At 49.6% G+C, this 22,461-nt stretch carries 24 protein-coding genes; 16 read left to right on the top strand and 8 right to left on the bottom strand.

Annotated elements, in window-relative coordinates; genetic code table 11:
• Positions 1 to 10 precede the first annotated feature (10 nt).
• The 6 genes from HW447_RS01045 to trpS all read left to right on the top strand — a co-directional run bounded on the left by HW447_RS01045 (position 11) and on the right by trpS (position 6,478).
• Positions 11 to 802 carry a pseudouridine synthase gene (locus HW447_RS01045; protein ID WP_176253459.1) on the top strand — a complete coding sequence of 264 codons (792 nt, stop codon included), beginning with the start codon at positions 11 to 13 and terminating at the stop codon, positions 800 to 802.
• Between the two features lie 40 nt (positions 803 to 842).
• On the top strand, positions 843 to 1,508 hold the full coding sequence (locus tag HW447_RS01040; protein ID WP_176253458.1) for an HAD family hydrolase: 666 nt from the start codon (positions 843 to 845) through the stop codon (positions 1,506 to 1,508).
• The gene (locus HW447_RS01035; protein WP_176253457.1) at positions 1,505 to 3,400 is read left to right on the top strand and encodes a YgiQ family radical SAM protein; all 1,896 of its coding nucleotides are present in this window, start codon (positions 1,505 to 1,507) and stop codon (positions 3,398 to 3,400) included. The genes HW447_RS01040 and HW447_RS01035 overlap by 4 nt, the downstream gene beginning before the upstream one ends.
• A gap of 6 nt (positions 3,401 to 3,406) precedes the next feature.
• Positions 3,407 to 4,195 (top strand): SDR family NAD(P)-dependent oxidoreductase, encoded by a 789-nt coding sequence (locus HW447_RS01030; RefSeq protein ID WP_176253456.1) that lies wholly within the window; start codon positions 3,407 to 3,409, stop codon positions 4,193 to 4,195.
• A 36-nt stretch (positions 4,196 to 4,231) separates the two neighbouring features.
• Positions 4,232 to 5,251: an RluA family pseudouridine synthase gene (locus HW447_RS01025; protein WP_176253455.1), complete on the top strand. Its 1,020-nt coding sequence runs from the start codon at positions 4,232 to 4,234 to the stop codon at positions 5,249 to 5,251.
• 129 nt (positions 5,252 to 5,380) lie between these two features.
• Positions 5,381 to 6,478, top strand: a complete 1,098-nt coding sequence (gene trpS / locus HW447_RS01020) for a tryptophan--tRNA ligase (protein ID WP_176253454.1) — start codon at positions 5,381 to 5,383, stop codon at positions 6,476 to 6,478.
• A 90-nt stretch (positions 6,479 to 6,568) separates the two neighbouring features.
• Here trpS and HW447_RS01015 read toward each other — a convergent pair whose 3' ends face one another.
• From HW447_RS01015 to HW447_RS01005, 3 genes are all read right to left on the bottom strand, one after another.
• A complete protein-coding gene (locus HW447_RS01015; RefSeq protein ID WP_176253453.1) occupies positions 6,569 to 7,054 on the bottom strand; it encodes a hypothetical protein in 486 nt (161 codons plus the stop codon).
• A gap of 59 nt (positions 7,055 to 7,113) precedes the next feature.
• Positions 7,114 to 7,734, bottom strand: a complete 621-nt coding sequence (locus HW447_RS01010; RefSeq protein ID WP_176253452.1) for a TetR/AcrR family transcriptional regulator — start codon at positions 7,732 to 7,734, stop codon at positions 7,114 to 7,116.
• Positions 7,735 to 7,944: 210 nt separating this feature from the next.
• Positions 7,945 to 9,075, bottom strand: coding sequence for a DUF362 domain-containing protein (locus tag HW447_RS01005; RefSeq protein WP_176253451.1), 1,131 nt, complete (start codon positions 9,073 to 9,075; stop codon positions 7,945 to 7,947).
• 204 nt (positions 9,076 to 9,279) lie between these two features.
• On the opposite strand from HW447_RS01005, the gene HW447_RS01000 reads away from it, so the two are divergent.
• From HW447_RS01000 to HW447_RS00960, 9 genes are all read left to right on the top strand, one after another.
• Positions 9,280 to 9,831, top strand: a complete 552-nt coding sequence (locus HW447_RS01000) for a Holliday junction resolvase RecU (protein ID WP_176253450.1) — start codon at positions 9,280 to 9,282, stop codon at positions 9,829 to 9,831.
• 96 nt (positions 9,832 to 9,927) lie between these two features.
• Entirely contained in the window at positions 9,928 to 11,193 is a 1,266-nt protein-coding gene (hisZ, locus tag HW447_RS00995) for an ATP phosphoribosyltransferase regulatory subunit (RefSeq protein WP_176253449.1), read from the top strand.
• 24 nt (positions 11,194 to 11,217) lie between these two features.
• Entirely contained in the window at positions 11,218 to 11,859 is a 642-nt protein-coding gene (gene hisG / locus HW447_RS00990) for an ATP phosphoribosyltransferase (protein WP_176253448.1), read from the top strand.
• The gene (hisD, locus tag HW447_RS00985; protein WP_176253447.1) at positions 11,856 to 13,154 is read left to right on the top strand and encodes a histidinol dehydrogenase; all 1,299 of its coding nucleotides are present in this window, start codon (positions 11,856 to 11,858) and stop codon (positions 13,152 to 13,154) included. The genes hisG and hisD overlap by 4 nt, the downstream gene beginning before the upstream one ends.
• A gap of 1 nt (position 13,155) precedes the next feature.
• Positions 13,156 to 13,743, top strand: a complete 588-nt coding sequence (gene hisB, locus HW447_RS00980) for an imidazoleglycerol-phosphate dehydratase HisB (RefSeq protein ID WP_176253446.1) — start codon at positions 13,156 to 13,158, stop codon at positions 13,741 to 13,743.
• Positions 13,744 to 13,756: 13 nt separating this feature from the next.
• Complete coding sequence (hisA, locus tag HW447_RS00975) at positions 13,757 to 14,497, top strand: 1-(5-phosphoribosyl)-5-[(5-phosphoribosylamino)methylideneamino]imidazole-4-carboxamide isomerase (RefSeq protein ID WP_176253445.1); 741 nt, start codon at positions 13,757 to 13,759, stop codon at positions 14,495 to 14,497.
• On the top strand, positions 14,484 to 15,797 hold the full coding sequence (gene hisIE / locus HW447_RS00970; protein WP_176253444.1) for a bifunctional phosphoribosyl-AMP cyclohydrolase/phosphoribosyl-ATP diphosphatase HisIE: 1,314 nt from the start codon (positions 14,484 to 14,486) through the stop codon (positions 15,795 to 15,797). Before hisA ends, hisIE begins: the two co-directional genes overlap by 14 nt.
• A gap of 241 nt (positions 15,798 to 16,038) precedes the next feature.
• On the top strand, positions 16,039 to 17,292 hold the full coding sequence (pepT, locus tag HW447_RS00965) for a peptidase T (protein WP_176253443.1): 1,254 nt from the start codon (positions 16,039 to 16,041) through the stop codon (positions 17,290 to 17,292).
• A 2-nt stretch (positions 17,293 to 17,294) separates the two neighbouring features.
• Positions 17,295 to 18,206 carry an amidohydrolase family protein gene (locus HW447_RS00960; protein WP_176253442.1) on the top strand — a complete coding sequence of 304 codons (912 nt, stop codon included), beginning with the start codon at positions 17,295 to 17,297 and terminating at the stop codon, positions 18,204 to 18,206.
• Positions 18,207 to 18,316: 110 nt separating this feature from the next.
• Here the strand turns inward: HW447_RS00960 and HW447_RS17860 are convergent, their stop codons facing one another.
• From HW447_RS17860 to HW447_RS00950, 3 genes are read right to left on the bottom strand one after another with little or no spacing between them, the layout of a single operon-like run.
• On the bottom strand, positions 18,317 to 18,688 hold the full coding sequence (locus tag HW447_RS17860) for a dihydrofolate reductase family protein (protein WP_207714789.1): 372 nt from the start codon (positions 18,686 to 18,688) through the stop codon (positions 18,317 to 18,319).
• Positions 18,689 to 18,700: 12 nt separating this feature from the next.
• Positions 18,701 to 18,988 (bottom strand): hypothetical protein, encoded by a 288-nt coding sequence (locus tag HW447_RS17855; RefSeq protein ID WP_207714788.1) that lies wholly within the window; start codon positions 18,986 to 18,988, stop codon positions 18,701 to 18,703.
• Positions 18,989 to 19,010: 22 nt separating this feature from the next.
• Positions 19,011 to 19,979 carry an alpha/beta hydrolase gene (locus tag HW447_RS00950; protein ID WP_176253441.1) on the bottom strand — a complete coding sequence of 323 codons (969 nt, stop codon included), beginning with the start codon at positions 19,977 to 19,979 and terminating at the stop codon, positions 19,011 to 19,013.
• Between the two features lie 127 nt (positions 19,980 to 20,106).
• Between HW447_RS00950 and HW447_RS00945 the strand changes: the two genes are divergently transcribed.
• Positions 20,107 to 20,547, top strand: a complete 441-nt coding sequence (locus tag HW447_RS00945) for a MerR family transcriptional regulator (RefSeq protein ID WP_176253440.1) — start codon at positions 20,107 to 20,109, stop codon at positions 20,545 to 20,547.
• 7 nt (positions 20,548 to 20,554) lie between these two features.
• On the opposite strand, the gene HW447_RS00940 is transcribed toward HW447_RS00945, so the two are convergent.
• Positions 20,555 to 21,484, bottom strand: coding sequence for a LysR family transcriptional regulator (locus HW447_RS00940; protein WP_176253439.1), 930 nt, complete (start codon positions 21,482 to 21,484; stop codon positions 20,555 to 20,557).
• Positions 21,481 to 22,437 carry a LysR family transcriptional regulator gene (locus tag HW447_RS00935; protein ID WP_176253438.1) on the bottom strand — a complete coding sequence of 319 codons (957 nt, stop codon included), beginning with the start codon at positions 22,435 to 22,437 and terminating at the stop codon, positions 21,481 to 21,483. The genes HW447_RS00940 and HW447_RS00935 overlap by 4 nt, the downstream gene beginning before the upstream one ends.
• Between the last annotated feature and the right edge of the window lie 24 nt (positions 22,438 to 22,461).

Raw genomic sequence — 22,461 nt, 5'->3', positions numbered from 1 at the left:
AGGAAACGGTATGGCAGATAAAAAGAAACACAGCGAGGGTCTTATGCGACTGGATAAATTTCTTACAGAGATGGGAAAAGGGAGCCGCAGTGAGGTAAAGGAGATGGCGCGCAGAGGTCGGATACAAATAAACGGCCAGACGGTAAAAGCAGCGGATACGAAGGTAGATCCAGAACGGGATCAGATCTGTCTGGATGGTCTTTTCGTGAGCTATGCCAGGACGGAGTATTTTATGCTGAATAAGCCCCAGGGAACCGTATCTGCCACTGAAGACGGCAGGTATCCCACGGTGGTAAGCCTGATTGGGGAGGCTTTAAGAAAGGATCTGTTTCCCGTGGGCCGGCTGGATGTGGATACGGAGGGGCTGCTGCTGATTACCAACGACGGCCCGCTGGCTCATGAACTCCTTTCGCCGAAGAACCATGTGGATAAAACGTATCTGGCTTATATTGAAGGGGAGCTTCCGGCCGATGCCGGCCGGCGGCTGGAAGAAGGGATTTGTCTGGAGGATGGAGTAAAGACGCGTCCTGCAAAGCTTTCGGTCTTAAGCTGTGAAAAAGGAGAATGCCTTAGGGGACGTCCGGCCGACGGGGCACTTAAGACGGCTCTCCCTGTTGCACTTACCATCCATGAGGGAAAATTTCATCAGGTGAAACGGATGTTTGAGGCTATGAGCTGCCGTGTGGTTTATCTGAAACGGCTGTCCATGGGGCCTTTGACGCTGGATACGTCCCTTTTGCCGGGACAGTACCGTCCGCTGACGGCAGAGGAACAGTCTGCCTTAAAAAGGACGAACGAATGATGCGAAGCAGAACACATACCATGAAAGGAGGGAGCAGTTAATGATACTGGACGATAAAAAAGCGGTGATTTTTGATCTGGATGGGACGTTAGTGGATTCCATGTGGATGTGGGGGGATATTGATATCGAATATCTGAATCGGTTCGGCCTTTCCTGCCCGGAGGATCTGCAAAAGGCCATTGAGGGAATGAGCTTTACGGAAACGGCAGTTTATTTTAAGGGGCGTTTTGCACTGGCTGATTCTGTGGAAGAGATCAAGGCAGCCTGGGTAGCCATGTCTCTGAAAAAATATAAAAACGAGGTTTCCATGAAGCCGGGAGCAAGGGAGTTTTTAGAAGCGATCGCCTCCAGGGGGCTTCCCGCAGGCATTGCTACCAGCAACGGCAGGGAAATGGTAGAAGCTGTATTAAAATCCCTGGATATGGAAAAATACTTCCATACGGTAGTGACAGCCTGCGAGGTGGCTTTTGGAAAGCCTGCGCCGGATATTTACCTGGAGGCGGCAAAAAGACTGGGGGCAGAGCCTTCAAAGTGCCTGGTATTTGAAGATGTGCCTGCGGGGATTCTGGCGGGAAAAAGCGCAGGGATGACGGTGATTGCAGTGGAGGATGAATATTCCCGAACCATGCGGGCAGAAAAAGAGGCCCTGGCGGACGGTTTTATCTGTGATTTCAGAGAGCTTTTAAAGGAGCAGGATGCGATATGACACATGATTATTTGCCGATAAGCCGGCAGGATATGGAAAAACGGGGCTGGGAGCAGTGTGATTTTGTTTATGTGACAGGAGATGCCTATGTGGATCACCCCTCCTTTGGCACGGCCATCATTTCCAGGCTTTTGGAGGCTCATGGCTATAAGGTAGGCATTATTGCTCAGCCGGACTGGAAAAACAAGGAGAGCATACAGAGCCTGGGACGGCCAAGGCTGGGGGTTCTCGTATCCGCGGGAAATATGGATTCCATGGTGAATCATTATTCCGTGTCGAAAAAGAGGCGCAGAGAGGATGCCTACACCCCCGGAGGCGTCATGGGAAAGCGGCCGGATTATGCGGTGGTGGTATACTGCAACCTGATCCGCTCGGTTTATAAGGACGTCCCCATTATCGCAGGAGGCATTGAGGCCAGCCTGCGCCGTCTGGCTCACTATGATTACTGGTCCAACCGGTTAAAGCGTTCGATCCTTCTGGATTCTCAGGCGGATCTGATCTCCTACGGAATGGGAGAGCACTCCATTGTGGAGATTGCGGACGCCTTAAACAGCGGGCTGGATGTAAAGGATATTACCTTTATCGATGGAACAGTATATAAGACAAGGCAGTTGGAAAGTGTCTATGACTATAAGCTTCTTCCAGACTATAAGGAACTTGTGTCAGATAAAAAGCGGTATGCGGAAAGCTTTTTTGTACAGTACAGCAATACGGATCCCTTTTCGGGAAAACGTCTGGTGGAGCCTTATGAGGGAAAGGTGTTTGTGGTTCAGAATCCGCCCTCTAAGCCCCTGTCCCAGCAGGAAATGGATGACGTGTATGCGCTTTCCTACATGAGAAGCTATCATCCCTCCTATGAGGCCTTTGGGGGCGTTCCTGCAATTCGTGAGATCAAGTTCAGCCTGATCAGCAACCGGGGCTGCTTTGGAGCCTGCAGTTTCTGCGCCCTGACCTTCCACCAGGGACGGATCATACAGGCCAGAAGCCATGAGTCCCTGCTCCGGGAGGCGGAAACGCTGACAAAGGAGCCTGACTTTAAGGGGTATATCCATGATGTGGGGGGGCCCACGGCAAACTTCCGGTTCCCGGCCTGTGAAAAGCAGCTGACAAAGGGGGCCTGTCCTTCCAAACAGTGTCTCTTTCCGGAGCCATGCAGAAATCTGCGGGCGGATCATTCGGATTATGTGGCCCTTCTTAAAAAGCTGCGGTCAATCCCGAAGGTAAAGAAGGTGTTTATCCGTTCCGGCATCCGTTTTGATTATCTGCTGGCAGACACCAGCCGTAAATTTTTAAAGGAACTCTGTGAGTACCATGTGAGCGGGCAGTTAAAGGTGGCCCCGGAGCACGTTTCTGACGCAGTGCTGGCCCGCATGGGAAAGCCGAAAAATGCGGTCTACCGCAGGTTTGTGAAGGAATATAATGAAATGAATACCCGTCTGGGGAAGGAGCAGTATCTTGTTCCCTACCTGATGTCCTCCCATCCCGGTTCCACGATGAAGGAGGCGGTGGAACTGGCAGAGTATTTGAGGGATCTGGGCTATATGCCGGAACAGGTGCAGGACTTTTATCCCACGCCCTCCACCATTTCCACCTGTATGTACTATACGGGATATGACTGCCGGACTATGGAAAAGGTTTATGTGCCGGTGAATCCCCATGAAAAGGCTATGCAGAGGGCTTTGATCCAGTACCGGGATCCGAAGAACTATGATCTGGTGGTGGAGGCGCTTCGGATTGCAGGACGGACGGATCTGATAGGATTTGACAAAAAATGTCTGGTGCGGCCCTCAGGGAGACGCAGAAAGGAAAATGGTGCGAATACGGGGGCAAAGCCGACCGTTTCAAAGAAAAAGAAACCCATCCGCAATATCCATAAAAAGAAGGGAAGGTAACGCCATATGATGATCGCTGTTGTAACAGGAGCCACCTCAGGAATGGGGAGGGAGACAGCTATTCAGCTGTGGGAGCAGTTTAAGGGGATCGACGCAGTCTGGGCCATTGGGCGGCGGGCGGACCGCTTAGAGGAATTAAAGAGAAGCATCGGCGTGCCCGTGCGTGCCTTTGCGCTGGATCTTACGGGAGAGGAAGGGCGTCAGGTGCTTAAAAACGCTTTGGATGCAGAAAAGCCGAAGGTAAAGTTTTTGGTGAATGCCGCAGGTTTTGGAAAAATCGGCCTGGCAGAGAACCTTCCAGTAACCCAACAGGCCGGTATGGCAGAGCTTAACTGCGCAGCGCTCGCGGCAGTGACGGCCCTGGTGCTCCCCTTTATGCCGGACAACAGCCGGATCATCCAGTATGCTTCCAGCGCCGCCTTTTTGCCTCAGCCGGGCTTTGCGGTGTATGCGGCGTCAAAAGCCTTTGTTTTAAGCTACAGCCGCGCCTTAAACCGGGAACTTAAGGGAAGAAGAATCTGCGTTACCGCCGTCTGCCCCGGTCCGGTGAAAACCGAATTTTTTGATATCGCCCAGACCACAGGGGAAATTCCCCTATATAAGCAGCTTGTAATGGCAAAGCCCGACCGGGTGGTAAAAAAGGCCCTCCGGGACAGCGTGGCGGGAAGGGAACTGTCCATTTACGGCTGGACGATGAAGGCGTTCTGCCTGCTGACAAAGCTCCTCCCCCATCGCCTGATCCTGGATCTGATGGAGCGGATTGAGTATGCGCCCAAGGGAAGCCGGTGGGATTAGAGCAGGCATTTACGAGCACATAAGGAGAAAACGATCATGCATCTATTAAAGGTTACGGCCAATGAAGCAGGGCAGAGGCTTGATAAGCTTCTGGCCAAGTATCTCAACCAGGCCCAAAAGGGTTTTTTATATAAAATGATGCGTAAAAAAAATATTACGCTGAACGGAAAGAGATGCGAGGGAGGAGAGCGGCTCAAAGAGGGAGATGAGATCCGGCTGTTTCTGGCAGAGGATACCATTGCTAAATTTTCCAGGATACCCGTCTCCAGTGTAAAGGCAGACGTCCCAAATAAGCGGGGGGAATCGCCGGACAGACGCGGTCGGATGTCCCGTCTTGATATTATTTACGAGGATAAGAATATCCTGATCGTCAACAAGCCTTCTGGTATGCTCTCCCAGAAGGCAAAGGACGGGGATATTTCCCTGAACGAGCATATTCTTAATTACCTGATCGATTCCGGCCATCTGCCGGTAGAGCAGCTTCGCACCTTTAAGCCGTCTATCTGCAACCGCCTGGACCGCAATACCAGCGGTCTGGTGACGGCAGGCGTATCCCTTCCCGGCCTTCAGGTGATGAACCAGGTGTTCAAGGATCGGAGTATTCACAAATATTATCAGTGCCTGGTAAAGGGAGCGGTGACAAAACGGCAGATGATCGCGGGCTTTTTAAGAAAGGATGAGACGGCTAACACCGTCCAGATTCACGCGATGGAGGTGGAAAACAGTGTGCCCATTATGACGGAATATGTTCCATTAAAGACAAATGGCAGCGCCACTTTGCTGCAGGTAACCCTGATCACCGGCAGGAGCCATCAGATCCGCGCCCATCTGGCTTCTATCGGCCATCCCATTTTAGGAGATTTCAAGTACGGCGACCGGGCGGTCAATGAGGCGGTTCGCCAAAAATACAGGGTCAATTCTCAGCTTCTTCACTCCTGGAAACTGGCAATGCCGCAAAAGCTTCCCTACCCTCTGGATTATCTTGCCGGTAAAGAGTTTTTTGCGCCTCTGCCGGAAGCATTTTTAAGGGTCATGAGGGGGGAAGGGATGGAGTGACATCCTAACGTGCCGGTGCTGCGGTGCCGATGCAGGGAGTTTTCCGCCGCTTGACAGAACCATTCCTTTGGGGTATGCTTATCTATGATAAAATCCGTTTCTGAAAGCGGAGATGAGAGGATAAATACAATGGGAAAAATCATATTAACCGGCGACCGTCCTACCGGCCGTCTTCACGTTGGACATTATGTGGGTTCCTTAAAACGCAGAGTAGAACTGCAAAATTCCGGCCAGTTTGATGAGATCTACATCATGATCGCTGACGCTCAGGCGCTGACGGACAACGCGGACAATCCTGAAAAGGTACGCCAGAACATTATCGAGGTAGCTCTTGACTATCTGGCCTGCGGCCTGGATCCAGCAAAGTCCACCCTGTTCATCCAGTCCCAGATCCCGGAGCTGTGCGAGATGACCTTCTACTACATGGATCTTGTGACGGTTTCCCGTCTCCAGCGCAATCCTACCGTAAAATCTGAGATCCAGATGCGCAACTTCGAGACAAGCATCCCTGTGGGATTTTTCACCTACCCCATCAGCCAGGCTGCAGATATCACTGCCTTTAAGGCTACCACTGTGCCGGTAGGAGAGGATCAGGCTCCCATGATCGAGCAGACAAGGGAGATCGTCCACAAGTTCAACACCGTATACGGCGGAAATCTGGTGGAGCCGGATATCCTTCTTCCAGATAATAAGGCCTGCCTGCGTCTGCCGGGCATTGACGGCAAGGCAAAGATGAGCAAGTCCCTTGGAAACTGCATTTACCTGTCTGATTCAGAGGAGGAGATCCAAAAAAAGATCATGTCCATGTACACAGATCCCAACCATCTGAGGGTACAGGATCCGGGGCAGGTGGAAGGAAATCCTGTCTTTATCTATCTGGATGCTTTCTGTACAGACGCTCATTTTGAGGAGTATCTGCCGGAATATCAGAACCTGGACGAGTTAAAGGCCCACTACATGAGAGGCGGTCTGGGAGACGTTAAAGTAAAGAAGTTCTTAAATAACGTAATTCAGGAGGAACTGCGTCCCATCCGTGAGCGCCGCAGGGAGATTGCAAAGGATATCCCTGCTGTATACAAGATCCTGGAAGAGGGCAGCATCAGGGCAGAAAAGAAGGCAGCAGAGACATTGGCAGAGATGAAACGGGCAATGAAGATCAACTACTTCGAGGATAAGGAACTGATCGCTGAGCAGGCAGCCCGGTTTAAGAGCGAGTCAGAAGGGTAAAATCAGAGGGAAGAAAAACTGATATAAAAAATAAGCGGAGAGCTAATCACTGCAAAAAGCGGTCGGCTCTCCGTTTTTATTTTTCCCTCGTTACTTTGTCGCAAACCGGTTCATAAAAAAGTCGGTGAAAGCGGCCAATTCCTTTTCCTGGGATACATAAACATACAGCTTTTCATCTTCCAGCCAGTCATAGGCATTGATACCGATATACCCTTTTCTGTCCGGGTAAATGATAAAGGCATCTGTAGGATACTTATTCCGATAGGCTTTTAAAATTTCTGAACGGCGATAGTAAGTCGGATCACCGCAGCCGGAAAGATCGGGCACTGTGGGAACGACTGCAATCGTCTGGCTGGCCTCATTCCAGCCGACAATCAAATTTCCGATTTTCGTTTTACTTCCATGAACAAATCCGTAATTAAATCGGCTCACATCCTCGGTATAACCGAAGATAAGCCTGTAATTGTCCCCGGCTTCTACAACCTGGTTAAATAGAGCGCGCATTCTTGCTGCATTTGCATTGCTCTTTTCCATGTCAACTTCCGGCCCCTTAAATAACCTGCTAAAGAATCCCATGATTGTTTCCTCCTTAATAGTATATTTTTTGTAACTGCTTTATAAGCATGATTTTGTACCTAAGATGTGGGAACGTCTTTTAGTTTCTCCAGAGCATCCACAATGGCATCCAGCTGAAAGTCAACTGTTTCATCAGCAGCTTCGGGGACAAACAAAGGCAGAGTGTCGGGGATCGCTCTGCGTACAACCATTGCTGTCAGACTTAAATTCGTAAATAAATGGATCCTTGCTGTGTCTGCCTTTATCCCCAGGTTTTCTAAAATCTCTCCAAAAAGACGGAACTGCTTTTGGCGGAATATCTGATAGCTTTCCTTTGACAGGTGTCTGAAAATAAGCTGCTGTTCTTCAATTGTTAAAACGGCGATCCCATTTTGTTCTCCATAGCAGCAGGCATGGAGAAATTGTTTCACAGCATCGCGCCAGCTTAAGGCAGGATCGGCCATCAGCTTTTGCACATATTCAATGATCTTGGGCTGCTGCAGATACAGCGTTTCAACGATCAAATCTTCCTTTGTTGAGAAAAACGAATAGAAGAACGTTCTTGAAATGCCCACTTTTTTATATATTTGCTCAACTGTGGTATGTTGTATGCCCTGTTTCGCCATCAGTTCAAGCCCAACTGTAATAAGTGCATTTCTGATATGCTCTTTATCTTCTTCAGAATAAGCCACCTTGGGCATTTTACCACCCCTCCCTCAATACGGTGAAATAAAAACAAATTTAAAATATTGTCTTTATTTTATCACGTCCAATAGGATAATACAAGAAGAAATGACGGAATATTTTAAGACAGAGCGGCATAGCCAAAGGCTATGCCGCTCTGCGGTTTTTGCTTATTTTTATTACGGCTATATCTGGCGGAGCTGGTTTGGCACTATGCCGGAACCTGTCTACATTTTAATCAGATTATATTCTCTGGAGCCCAGTCCGATCTTCTCTGCGTGCGCCAGGCAGCTTCTCCACTCAGATTCAGGGGTGGAGTTGCGAAAATGGTCATGGTGGTCGATAAAGTCTTTTTTGGCCATATTATTTGCCAGCTGGCTTCCGGGTATGGGAGCGGCGGCCAGGCAGGCATCCACACAGGCCTGATCCAAAGCCAGAGGATCGAAGGAGGCAAACATACCGATATCAGGGAGAATAGGAATATCGTTTTCTCCATGGCAGTCACAGTTGGGGGACACATCTACGATCAGAGAGATATGGAAATTAGGCCGTCCGTCTACCACGGCTTTGGTATATTCTGCCATGCGGCAGTTTAAAAGCTCATTGGCCGCATCATTGTCAAAGGAGATGGCGTCAAAATTACAGGAGCCCAGACAGCGTCCGCAGCCTACGCAGTTGTCCTGGTCTACGTGCATTTTTCTTGTCTCTTCGTCAAAGACAAGGCCTCTGTTGGCGCATTCCTTCTGGCATCTGCAGCAGCCGCGGCAGAGGTCAGGGGTGATATGGGGCTTGCCGCTGCTGTGCTGATCCGTCTTGCCTGCCCGGGAGCCGCAGCCCATGCCGATATTTTTGATTGCGCCGCCAAAGCCGGTCATTTCATGGCCTTTAAAATGCGTCAGGCTGATAAATACATCCGCATCCATAACAGCCCGGCCGATTTTTGCCGTCTTTACATATTCGCCGCCCTGTACCGGAACATCTATGTCATCCGTACCCTTAAGGCCATCGCCGATGATAATGGGACATCCTACGGTCAGAGGGGTGAACCCATTTTCCCAGGCGCACTCCAGATGCTCCAGGGCGTTTTTTCTGCTGCCGGGATACATGGTGTTGCAGTCGGTTAAAAATGGCTTTCCGCCCAGTTCCTTTACCACATCGGCCACGGCTCTGGCATAGTTGGGCCGCAGGTAGCTGATATTGCCCAGTTCCCCGAAATGCATCTTAATGGCTACAAACTTTCCCTCCAGATCCAGCTTCTCAATTCCGGCTTTTCTGATCAGTTTCTTTAGCTTTACAGGAAGGCTGTCGCCAAAGGCAACGGTATGGAAATCAGTAAAATAAACGTTTGATGGGTTCATCGTGTCACCTCGTAATCCTTTATTTTTATGTAAGTGTTTACAGTTTCATTTTCATTATAGAACAAAGGGAGGCAAATGGCAATTATGGGATTTTCACAAGGATTTTCCTGTCTTTACCTCCGTCTCTGCCTCTGATATACTTAAATTACAGGAAGAATGTCAAAGCATTCGGCAGACAGACATCAGAAAGGAAATGACATAATTATGGGAACATGGAATACCAGAGGGCTTCGGGGATCTACCCTGGAGGATTTGATCAACCGCACCAACGACAGCTACCGGGAGAAAAAACTGGCGCTGATCCAGAAGATCCCCACGCCGATCACGCCCATCCAGATTGATAAGGCCAGCCGCCATATCACCCTGGCATATTTTGACCAGAAAAGTACCGTAGACTATATTGGGGCCGTCCAGGGGATTCCGGTGTGCTTTGATGCCAAGGAGTGCGCCGCGACCACGTTTCCCCTTCAGAACATTCATCCCCATCAGATCCGGTTTATGGATGAGTTTGAAGCTCAGGGAGGGATCGCCTTTATTGTTCTGTATTATACTGGACTGGATGAGATGTATTACCTCCCTTTTCAGAAGGTAAAGTCGTTCTGGGAACGGATGGAGGCGGGGGGACGAAAAAGCTTTACTTATGAGGAGATCGACCATTCCTGGCGGATCAGAGCCTATCGGGATATGCTGGTTCATTATCTGGAGATGATCGCAAAGGATCTGGAGTACCATCAGCAGAATGATAAAAAAGATTGACAGGCGGTTCATTTGCCTTTATAATAGTGATCACGTTAATGAATTATCACTTTACCAATATAAAGTGAAAGGCTGCAACAGGGAGGTTCGATTGGTATGACAAAACGAAACAGGCTGATCCACACTCCGGAAGGAGTCAGGGACATTTACGGCGAAGAATGCCGCAGGAAACTGGCTGTGCAGGAAAAGATCCTTCACACCCTGTACCTCTATGGCTGTGAGCATATACAGACGCCCAGTTTTGAATACGCGGATATATTTAATGAGGATCGGGGAAGCGTGGCTTCAGAAGAGATGTTTCGCTTTTTTGACAGGGATAACCATATGCTGGTGCTGCGGCCCGATATGACTCCTGCAGTAGCCAGGTGCGCGGCAAAATACTTTATGGATGACGAACTGTCTCTGAGGTTCTGTTATCTGGAGCGAACCTTTACTAATAATACCAGTTTTCGGGGGCGTTTAAAAGAACGGGCGGAGTCAGGGGCGGAGCTTCTGGGAGATGATTCGCCGGATGCGGATGCAGAGGTCATCGCCATGGCGGTGGATTGTCTGAAAGCCGCCGGATTAAAGGAGTTTCAGGTGGAACTGGGACAGGCGGCATTTTACAGGAGCCTGGCAGAGGAAGCGGGGCTGGAGGAAGAAGATAGGGAGGAACTGGACCGGTTGATTGAAAACAAGAACCGGTTTGGCACCGAGGCGTTTTTAAAGACCCATTCCATCCGGGAGGATTTAAAAGAGGCGCTGTTAAAGACTACGGAAACCTTCGGTGATATCGAAAAGATTCGCAGGGCAAAGGTGCTTATAGCCAATGAGAAGGCTTTAAAGGCCATTGAACGGCTGGAACGGGTTCACACGCTGTTAGAGGAATACAAAGTAGCAGACTGCGTTTCCTATGATCTTGGCATGGTGAGCAGATTTCAGTATTACACAGGCATTATTTTCAAGGCCTATACATATGGAACCGGAGATTATATCGTTACGGGAGGCCGGTATGACCGGCTTTTGATGCAGTTTGGAAAGGATACCCCGGCGGTGGGCTTCGCCATTGTGGTAGATCAGCTTATGGCGGCTCTTTTAAGACAGAAGATCGATGTGCCTTTAACTGCTGGAGCGACAATGATCCTCTATGAACCGGAGGCCAGAGAGAATGCTGTCTGCTTAAGCCGCCTTTTCCGTTCACAGGACCGTCCGGTGCAGCCAGTGAGCCGGGCTCCGGGAAAGACGTTTGAGGATTACAAAGACATGGCCAGGAAACGCCGTCTGAGAAATATCCTCTATCTGAAAGACAATCGCTCGTTTGTCACGGCTTTTGACACTCTGACGGGAAATGTGGATGAGATTTTGCTGTCCGCCTGTCAATAAACAGATCCGTAAGGAGGTAAGAACATGAGATATCTGACTGTCGCTCTGGCCAAGGGCAGACTTGCCGCTAGGGCCATGGAGATGTTTGAAAAAATCGGCATATCCTGTGAGGAGATGAAGGATAAGGATTCCAGAAAGCTGATCTTTGCCAATGAGGAGCTGGGGATTCGTTTCTTTCTGGCCAAGGCCACGGATGTTCCCACCTATGTAGAGTATGGGGCCGCCGATATAGGCATTGCAGGCCGGGATACTATTTTAGAAGAAGGAAGAAAGCTTTATGAGGTGATGGATCTGGGGATCGGCCGGTGCAGGATGTGCGTCTGCGGACCGGAATCAGCAGGGGAGCGGCTAAAGCATCACGAGTTAATCCGGGTAGCGACAAAATACCCCAATATTGCCAGGGATTATTTTCACAACCGGAAATACCAGACTGCAGAGATCATCCGGCTCAACGGCTCTATTGAACTGGCGCCTATTGTAGGGCTGTCGGAGGTGATCGTAGATATTGTAGAAACCGGTTCTACTTTAAGGGAAAATGGACTTACGGTACTGGAAGAGATCTGTCCCCTGTCGGCCCGTATGGTAGTAAACCAGGTGAGCATGAAAACAGAACATGAGCGGATCACAAAGATCATCAGAGCTCTGGAAAGGACAGGAGAGAAATGAGAATCATTGCCTTAGATGATACATCCATGAAAGATATCCTTACGGATCTGTTAAAGAGAGATCCGAACAACTACGGGGAATATGAGAATACGGTACGGGAGATCGTAGAGCAGGTCCGAAAAGAGGGGGATACAGCCCTGTTTGAATATACCCGGCGTTTCGATGGAGCAGCAATGAATCCTGCCTCCATCCGGGTCACAGAAAAGGAGATCCGGGAGGCGATGAAGGAAGTGGATCCGGCATTGCTGGCTGTGATGAAAAAATCCATGGAAAATATTCGCCGCTATCACGAAAAACAGCTTAAAAACAGCTGGTTTGACACCCAGCCGGACGGAACAATCCTGGGGCAGAAGGTAACTGCCTTAGAGAGCGTGGGCGTCTATGTACCGGGAGGGAAGGCTGCCTATCCGTCAACCGTGCTGATGGATATTATTCCGGCAAAGGTGGCGGGTGCAGAGCGGATCGTTATGGTGACGCCTCCGGGAAAGGATGGGAAGGTGAATCCTGTAACCCTGATAGCGGCTCATCTGGCAGGAGCCAACGAGGTTTATAAGGCGGGAGGCGCTCAGGCTATTGCCGCCCTTGCCTTTGGAACAGAGTCCATTCCCAGAGTGGATAAGATCGTAGGTCCTGGAAATATATTTGTAGCCCTGGCAAAAAAGGCGGTGTACGGCCATGTGAGCATCGACAGCATCGCAGGTCCCAGCGAGATCCTGGTTATCGCAGATAAAACGGCAGATCCCAGATATGTGGCTGCGGATCTTTTAAGCCAGGCAGAGCACGATGAGCTTGCAAGCGCCATTCTGGTGACAGACAGCATGGAGCTTGCAGAACAGGTATCAGAACAGGCGGACAGCTTTCTGGAACAGCTTTCCAGGAGGGATATTATTCGTTGTTCCTTAGATAATTACGGATATATCCTGGTGACGGATTCCATGGAGCAGGCGGTTGAGACGGCCAACCGCATTGCTCCGGAGCATCTGGAGATCGTGACGGAACGTCCCTTTGAAGTGATGACTAAGATCCGAAATGCCGGAGCCATTTTCATCGGAGAATACAGTTCAGAGCCCCTGGGAGATTATTTTGCAGGCCCCAATCATACGCTGCCAACCAATGGGACAGCCCGGTTTTTCTCACCCCTGGGTGTGGATGATTTTGTTAAAAAATCCAGTATCATTTACTATTCAAAGGAGGCGCTTAAAAAGGCCCATAAGGAGATCGAGGCTTTTGCCGAGGCGGAGCAGCTGACGGCCCATGCCAATTCTATCCGGGTGCGGTTTGAAGAGGAGGAGTAAGATGGAACGGATTGCAGTGATGACGCGAAATACCAATGAGACAAAGATATCCATGACCCTTAATTTAGATGGAAGGGGAAAGGCGGATATCCACACAGGAATCGGATTTTTCGACCATATGTTAAACAGCTTTGCCCGCCACGGTTTTTTTGACCTGGAACTTCATGCGCAGGGGGATCTTGAGGTGGATACCCATCATACCATCGAAGATGTGGGAATCGTGCTGGGCCGGGCGATCCGGGAGGCGGTGGGAGATAAAAGGGGGATCGCCCGCTATGGCTCAAAGATTCTCCCCATGGATGACTCCCTGGTGCTGTGTGCCCTGGATCTGTGCGGAAGGCCCTGGCTGTCCTTTGAACTGACCCTGGAGAGGGAGCGGGTAGGAGATCTGGAGACAGAGATGATCCGGGAATTTTTCTATGCCGTCTCCTATGGCGGGGAAATGAACCTTCATCTGCGGCAGCTGTCCGGCAGCAATAACCATCACATCATCGAGGCGGCCTTTAAGGCTTTTGCCAGGGCCTTAGATGAAGCAACCTCATATGACCCGCGGCTGAAGGATGTGCTTTCTACCAAGGGCAGCCTGTAAAAAGGAGGATTTTATGCAGTTATATCCCGCAATCGATATGAAAAATGGAAAATGTGTCCGGTTAAGACAGGGCGAATTTAAAGATGTCACCGTTTATTCCGACTGCCCGGAGGAAGTGGCCTGCAAATGGCAGGAGCAGGGCGCCACGTTTCTTCATCTGGTGGATCTGGACGGAGCGCTGGCGGGCCATTCTGTCAATGAAGAAACCATCCGCCGGATTGTTTCATCGGTGAGTATCCCGGTGGAGATCGGGGGAGGCATCCGCTCAGAGGAAGCCATTTTCAATATGCTTTCCCTGGGAGTAAAACGGGTGATTATTGGGACAAAAGCGGTGGAGCAGCCGGAATTTTTACGGGACATGGCAGAGAAATTCGGGGCAGAGGCGATCGTGGCCGGGATCGATGCGAAAAACGGAAATGTGGCTGTCCAGGGCTGGGAACAGATCAGCCAGGTTACGGCCCTAAAGCTGGCACAGCGGATGAGAGATTATGGAATAAAGCACATTGTTTATACGGATATTTCCAGAGACGGTATGCTTTCCGGCCCTAATGTGGAGGCTACGAAAACGCTGACAAAGGAGACGGGGCTGGATGTGATCGCTTCCGGCGGCGTTTCGTCCATGGAGGATCTGCAGGCCTTATATGAGGCCGGAATCAAGGGGGCGATCATCGGGAAAGCCCTCTATGAGAACCGGATCGATTTAGCAGAGGCCGTAAGGCGTCTGGAAGGGAGGAACGATTATGGCGGAGTATAAAAAGCTGATCATCGGTCTGGGATACAGCGAAGGGAGGGCCTGCAGCTGGGACGGCAGAAAAATATACGGACAGAACCTTGTACAACTGGGAAGTGCCGGCTGTGAAAGCGGTGCAGACGGCCTGTTTATCTATGACCGTTCTGTATCTGAGGCAGATCATGAGGCAATGCTTCATACATTGAGAGAGCTTTGCAGGAAGATTGATGCACCTGTGATTGCCGGCGGACGGGTGAAGCGGCTGGAGGACGTAAAGAAATATCTTTATGCCGGGGCGTCAGCTGTGTTTCTGGATATGGGCGCAGATGGAAATGAGGCTCTGATCAAGGATGCGTCAAAGCGGTTTGGCGGGGAAAAAATATATGCGTATCTGCCAAAACTTTCCTATACGGCACAGGCCCAGAGTCTTGCAAAGCTGGGAGCCTGCGGCTTTGTGATCCCAATCGCAGGGCAGACGCCGTCCCTTGAGGAGATGGAGGCCTTCCGTCACTGCCCCGGTATCTGCCTGACGGCGTCAGGCGCGGCAGATGAGGTTAAAGAGCAGGCAAAAGGACTAAAAGCGTCCCTTGGCTGTCCTGAGACTGCGGGAGCTATCCTGGCCCTTGATGAGAACCGGATAGGGGCATCCATGGAGATCAAGCAGCAGTTAAAGGCGGACGGGATTTTTCTGGATACGTTACAGCCAGCATTTCAGTGGAGGGATCTAAAGAAGGGGGCAGACGGTCTGGTTCCTGTGATCGTCCAGGATTACAGGAATAAAGAGGTGCTTATGCTGGCCTATATGAACGAGGAGGCTTTTGAATGGACGCTGGCGTCAGGAAAGATGACGTATTTCAGCCGAAGCCGTCAGTGCCTTTGGATAAAGGGCGAGACCAGCGGCCATTTCCAGTATGTAAAGGAGCTGCGGATCGACTGCGATGAGGATACCCTTCTGGCAGAGGTGGAGCAGGTGGGAGGGGCCTGCCATACGGGCAACCGCTCCTGTTTTTACAGAGAACTGGCAAAGAAGGAATATAAGAACAGGAATCCGTTAGGGGTTTTTGAGGATGTGTACCAGGTGATCCTGGACAGGAAGGCGCATCCAAAGGAAGGCTCGTATACGAATTATCTTTTTGACAAGGGCATTGATAAGATCCTTAAGAAGGTGGGCGAGGAATGTACGGAGATTGTGATTGCGGCCAAAAACCCGGATCCTGAGGAAATCAAATACGAGATGGCAGATTTTCTGTATCATATGATGGTGCTCATGGCTCAGAAGGACATGACCTGGGAAGAGATTACAGACGAGCTGGCAAACCGATAGGAAGAACGACGGCAGAGAACAGAGAAAACGGCGAATTGGACATCAGGGGGATAGTATGGTATACTATCCCCGATTCATTTTATGGGAAAGTATGGGATTTATATTATATAGTTTACATAATGTTTTTATGTAAACTATATGGCGAGCGCACGGAGATAAGTTCCATTTTCCCGTTTATGAAGGAACCGTTGTGCACACTATAATGGAATAATGAGTACACATTACACAAGGAGGCAGCAGGATGTCACAGAATCTATCACAGACAGCAGAACGTTTTCTGCGCTATGCAGTCATTGATACCCAGTCCGCAGATGATAAGGAGCAGATGCCCAGCACAGAGAAACAACGGGTTTTAGGCCGTATGCTGGCAGAGGAACTGCGTGAAATGGGCGTATCAGAGGTAAGAGAGGATGAAAACGGATACGTTTACGGCATGATTCCATCAAATCTGGAAGAAGGAGCAGCAGCTCCCGCCCTGGGTTTTATTTCCCATATGGATACAGCGCCGGCATTCTCTGGTGAGAATGTAAAGCCACGGATCATAGAAAACTATGATGGGGAGGATATCTGCTTAAATAAGGAGGCCTCTATCTGGCTTTCTGTGAAGGAATTTCCGGAAATGAAACGCTATAAGGGCCAGACGCTGATTACCACCGACGGAACGACCCTCTTAGGGGCTGATGATAAGGCGGGTGTGGCAGAGATTATGACCATGGCATCATGGTTTCTGGCTCATCCGGAGGAAAAACATGGAAAGATCTGTATCGCCTTTACTCCGGATGAGGAGGTAGGACGCGGGGCAGATCGCTTTGATGTGGTCGGATTCGGAGCGGATGTGGCTTATACGGTAGACGGCGGAGCCATCGGGGAGCTGGAATATGAGAATTTCAACGCCGCTTCCGGCCGTGTGAGGCTCCATGGAGCCAGTATCCATCCGGGCAGCGCAAAGGGAAAGATGAAGAACGCCCTTTTAATGGGAATGGAGTTCCAGTCCCTTCTGCCGGTATTTGAAAACCCGATGTATACGGAAGGCTACGAGGGTTTTTTCCATCTGGACCGCATGGAGGGAAACGTGGAAGAGGCAGAGCTGGAATACATCATCCGGGATCATGACAGAGTAAAATTTGAAAGAAAAAAAGAACTTTTTAAAGCCGCTGGCGCGTTTATGAACCAGAAATACGGAGAAGGTGCTGCTGAGGTTTATGTAAAGGATTCTTACTTTAACATGAAGGAAAAGATTGAGCCGTATATGTACCTGATTGACGAGGCCAAAGCCGCAATGGAAGAACTGGATATTGCGCCTGTGATCGTCCCCATCCGCGGCGGCACAGACGGCGCGCGCCTGTCCTATATGGGCCTTCCCTGCCCCAATATCTGTACCGGCGGACACAATTTCCATGGAAAGTATGAATATATCTGTGCAGAGTCCATGGAAACCATTACAGAACTGCTGATCCGGATCGCAAAGCGGTTTGTGAAGGTAAAGGGGGAATGAACATGAAGATCATTGACTGTCACGCCCATCTGGTTCAGTACATCGCAGGAACCGGTTCCGGCGGTGAGCTGCGCAGCATAGGAGGAGGCATGGCCCGCTATGCCAATGGACAGACCGTACGCATGATCCCGGAACAGTTTGGCACAGAGGGAGTCAGTCCGGAGCAGCTTCTTGAGGTAATGGATGCCAATGGTGTAGAGAAAGCTGTGCTCCTTCAGGGGAATTTTTATGGCTTTCAGAACCATTATACCTGGGATGCTGTTTTAAAATACCCGGACCGTTTCATCGGAGCAGCCAGCTATGATCCCTATTCTCTGGAATATGAGGGGATCCGCCGCCATCTTTTTGAAGAACTGGGATTTAAAATTGAGAAATTCGAGGTAAGCTCCGGTTCCGGCCTGATGGCGGTTCACCCGGATTTTCGGATCGACAGCGAGCGGATGGATGAAGCATTCTCCTACGCTGAAAGCAGAGGTCATGTTATGGTGGTGGATATCGGAAAATGCAAAAGTAAAAGCTGGCAGGTTTTGGGGCTGCGCAAAGAGATTCTGCGCCATCCGGGAATGAAATTCGTGCTGTGCCATCTTCTGGGGCCAGGCGGCAGACAGGAAGAGGAATTAAAGACAGCCTTAGACCAGCTGGCGCTTCCCAATGTGTGGTTTGATTTGTCCAGTGTAGTGCACAACTGCCGTGATGTACAGGATCCATGGAACAGGGCGGCGGAGTATGTGCGTCTGGCAAGAGATCTGGCCGGAGCCCACAAGCTGATGTTCGGCACAGACGCCCCCTCTGCCCTCAAGGAAGCCCAATACAGCGATTATGTGCGCTGGATGCTGGAGATGGACGGGCTAAGCTGCGGGGAAAAGGAGCAGATCATGTACAAAAATGCCGACCTGGTCTACACGGGACAGTAGAGACAGGAAAGCAGAATAGGTATATTTTAGACCTTCAGGGACAGGCGAAAGGACAGCCTGTCCCTGGTTTATGCATCACTTCTCATCATCTCATAGGAGAAGCATTCGTATTACCTTGTCTGATACTGTAGCCAAAGGGCTCCGCTGTCATATTGTGCAACATTTTTCAATTTCAAAGAAATGGGTTCCGTTTCCATGGGAAGTCCATCGAATACGGCTGTCATACCTTTCCGTCCATCAATGCCAGGGGCGAGCAAAATGCTTATTTCATCAAGCAGTCCTTCGTTTAAAAAGCCTGCATTGATAGTCCCGCCGCCAACAATCCCCAGACGCTTTACGCCAAATTCTTCTGCAAGAATTTCCATGGCTTTGGCGAGGTTAATTCTCTCTTTGCCGCAGGCAATCCATGAAATATTTCTTTCATCCAGATAAGCAAGGTATTCTTTTGCAACCGCTTCGCTGGTAATAATGATAAGAGGCACCTCGCTGTGCTCCTACCAAAGCAGACTGCCTTTTGTATCAACTGCAATGCTGTATTCCTTTGCGCTTATTTTTTTTGAAAATTTTTCGGCGTTCAGAGGTTCTTTGTTTTTTGCCTCGAATTCCCCCTTTTTGGCCATTTCTAACTGAGCAGTAACTCTGCCGCTTAATGTGGCTATTAAATTCAGTTTATTAAGCGCTGCATAATATTCCTCTACGCCCGGAAGCTTTGCGGTCATACCGCAGTCAATCCGTCCGACAAGGGATGTCATCATATGGCTTATAATATATGGTCTGTTCATTATTCGTTCTCCTTCATTCACATCAAAAATTTCTCTGTAAAAACTTCGCTATTTTATCAAATGGAATTATATCAACATTATCATACAAATCAGTATGAACCGCTTCCGGAATAATCATCAGCTCTTTATTATCACCGGTCAGTTTTGAAAAAACGTCCCTGCTGAAATAGCAGGAGTGTGCTTTTTCTCCATGTACGAATAATACTGCACTGCGAATTTCGCCGCTGTATTGTAAAATTGGCATATTCAAAAAGGAAAGAGCAGAGGTCATATTCCAGCCGTCATTGGAATTTAATGACCTTTTGTGATACCCTCTGTTTGTTTTATAATAGTCATAATAATCCCTTAAAAAAGCAGGGGCATCCTCCGGCAATGGGTCACAAACCCCTCCAGCCCGTTTGTATTCCCCGTTCTTAAAATCAACAGTTCGCTGGCAATTCATTGCTGCACGTTTCTGATATCGTTCTTCCTCGCTGTCCTCAGAGTCAAAATAGCCTTTTGCCGTAACACGGGTCATATCGTACATTGTAACAGCAACCGTTGCTTTCACACGGGTATCGATTGCCGCTGCATTGATTGCCATTCCGCCCCAACCGCAGATACCAATGATGCAAATATGTTCGGGATTCACATTTTCCTGAACAGATAAGAAATCTACGGCTGCCTGGAAATCTTCCGTATTGATGTCAGGAGAAGCAACGTAACGCGGAAATCCGCCGCTTTCGCCTGTAAAAGAAGGGTCAAACGCAATCGTTAGAAAGCCCATTTCCGCTAATTTCTGCGCATACAATCCAGACGACTGTTCCTTTACAGCGCCAAATGGTCCGCAGACGGCAATCGCTGGAAGCCTGCCTGCCGCTGTTTTTGGCTCATATAAATCGGCAGCCAACATAATTCCGTACCGATTACGGAACATAACTTTTCTGCTGTTTACCATATTACTTTTGGGAAACGTTTTGTCCCACTCAGATGTTAATTTTAATTCTTCCATAAAAGTTTTCAAACCTCCTGCTGCAAATTGACAAGTCATTTTTTGATTGCTATAATCACAGCATACAACCTAAACCTGACTTTAGGTCAAGTATATTTTTGAATTTTCTAACACCAAAGGAGAAAAAATGTATACAATCGGTCAAGTATCTGAAATGATTCACCTCCCCATTTCCACGCTTCGATATTATGATAAGGAGGGACTTTTCCCAAATATAAAACGAACCTCCGGTATTCGCAAATTTGATGAAAGAGAAATAGAAGCAATCCGGGTCATTGAGTGTTTGAAAAAATCCGGTATGGAAATCAAAGGGATTAAACAGTTTATGGAGCTATGTACGCAGGGCAGCAAAACGTATAAAGAACGCAGAGAACTGCTTTTAGAGCAAAAGAAAAATGTGGAAGATGAGATAGAACGCATGGAACGCGTTCTTGATATGCTCAAATTTAAATGCTGGTATTATGAGCAGGCGATCAAAGACGGCAATGAAAACCGCCTTATCCCCATAAGATTAGAAGATATGCCCAAAGAAGTCCTGCTGGCCTACAACAATGCCCATAAATTCTAAACAGCTGCTATCGGGCGTTTGTCCATTCGCCGTCCATAATCCGCTCTTTTACGGCGTTTAAATAAGCCAGGGCAGGAGCAGTCAGAGGGCGTCCCTGGCACCAGGCTGCCATGCAGCTGTAGAGCTCCGGCGGGTCAAAGGAGAATATGCGCTCTTTTGGGATCGCTGCGGCTTCCTGGGGCAGGATCACATTTCCGTATCCCAGATGAAGCAGGTCAGTCAGTACGCGCAGGCGCCCTCTTGCGCAGATATTGGGGGAAGATATGCCTGACTCCATAAACAGGCGGCTCTGGCGCTTGCATAGAAACGTATTTTCAAGTCCCATCATCATAGGCTCCTGCGCGAAATGGCTCAGATGAAAGCCCTCCTTCTGGATGGGGATTCGCTCCAGCGTCTTGGGGGCGGCGCAGAATACCAGCCGGGACGTAAAGAGACATTCCTGGGAAAAATAGGGAGTTTCTGATGGCTCTCCCATAAAAAAGCCCAAATCTACGGTTCCGTTGCTTATTAGGTTTCGCACCTGACTGCCGCTCTGTTCAGTCAGCTTGATGGTGACAGAAGGGTACTGCTCCTTAAAGGTTCCCTGTGCCGCTTTATCCAGAAAAGGAAGAAAGAGGCTCTGGGCCGCTATGGAGACAGATGCAGAGCGGTCCTGTCTGGATGCCTGGATCTGCTGCAGCGCTTCCTGTTCCAGATGGAGCATACTGCGGGCGCCATTGATAAAGACTTTTCCGGCAGCCGTTAGGGTCAGACCACTGTGTTCCCTGTAAAAAACAGGCGTCCCCAAAGCTTCCTCGGCCCGCTTCAGATAGCGGGAGAGTGCAGGCTGTGACAGATAGAGAGCCTCAGCTGCCCTGGAGAGACCGCCTTCATCTACGATTGCGACGATAAAACGCAGCGTCTTTGTATCAAGTTCAATTTCTTCTGGTTTTTTCATGACAATTCCTCCAAAAATGAGTCAATTTCCGGGCTGGGAATCAGCTCCTGACTGCTGGTTTTCAATCGCTCCTCGATCAGGACTCCCAACAGGCAGCGTTCCGGGGCAGTAAGTACCCGGTCTGCACTGTAGCGGATATAGGATATTTCAAAGCATGGCGGATCCAGGCGGAAACAGGCTAATTCCGGCTCTGGCTTCAGATAGCGCATGGGGAGAAAGCCGGCTCCGGCTCCCCGGCGTATCATGGCGTCTACAGTCATTCCATTACCGGACTCAAAAACAATAACCGGCACAAAGCCTGCGTCCTCAAACAGCTGGTCCGCTACGATGCGGATATTGTTTTTCCGTCCGGGAAGTACAAAGGGCGTGTCCTTAAAGGACTGGATGGAGACGGATACAAGGCGGTCTCTTTTTGCCAGGTCTGCCATGGGATGAAAGGCAGGAACCGCCAGTATCAGCTCCTCCCTGCATACGGGGAGGTTTCGTACATCCTGATAGGCGGTATGAAGGTTCACTCCAAAGGCAAAGTCGGCGTTTTTACGATGTATTTCCTCCTCCTGGGCAGAGGAATAGATCTCCTCCAGTGAGAGATCTATGGTAGGATAGATGGCAGAAAAACGTCCGAATACCCGGCCAAACAGTTCCGCACCCCGGTACGGGGTGGAAGCGATGCGGATGGGCGCACGGGAACCGCAGGTGAGACGATTTACGGTCTGTAGGGTGCTGTTTTTTACAGATATGATTTTCTGGGCTGCATCCAGATAGATCTGACCGGCAGGAGTGGGGTACATCCGCCGTTTATAACGTACAAAAAGCTTAACCCCCAAAATCCGTTCCTGCTCGGCCAGAAATTTGCTCAAAGCCGCCTGGGTAATCCCCAGCTTCTGGGAGGCGGCAAGTATCCCTTCGCAGTCGGCAATGGTCAGAAGATAGTTGTATTGTCGTGTATTCATGGGACGATCGCTCCTTTTTTGCAT

Origin of the sequence: Enterocloster alcoholdehydrogenati, from assembly GCF_013282095.1 — a bacterium.
Classification (GTDB): Bacteria; Bacillota; Clostridia; order Lachnospirales; family Lachnospiraceae; genus Enterocloster; species Enterocloster alcoholdehydrogenati.
This window is presented reverse-complemented; position numbering and strand designations above follow the sequence as displayed.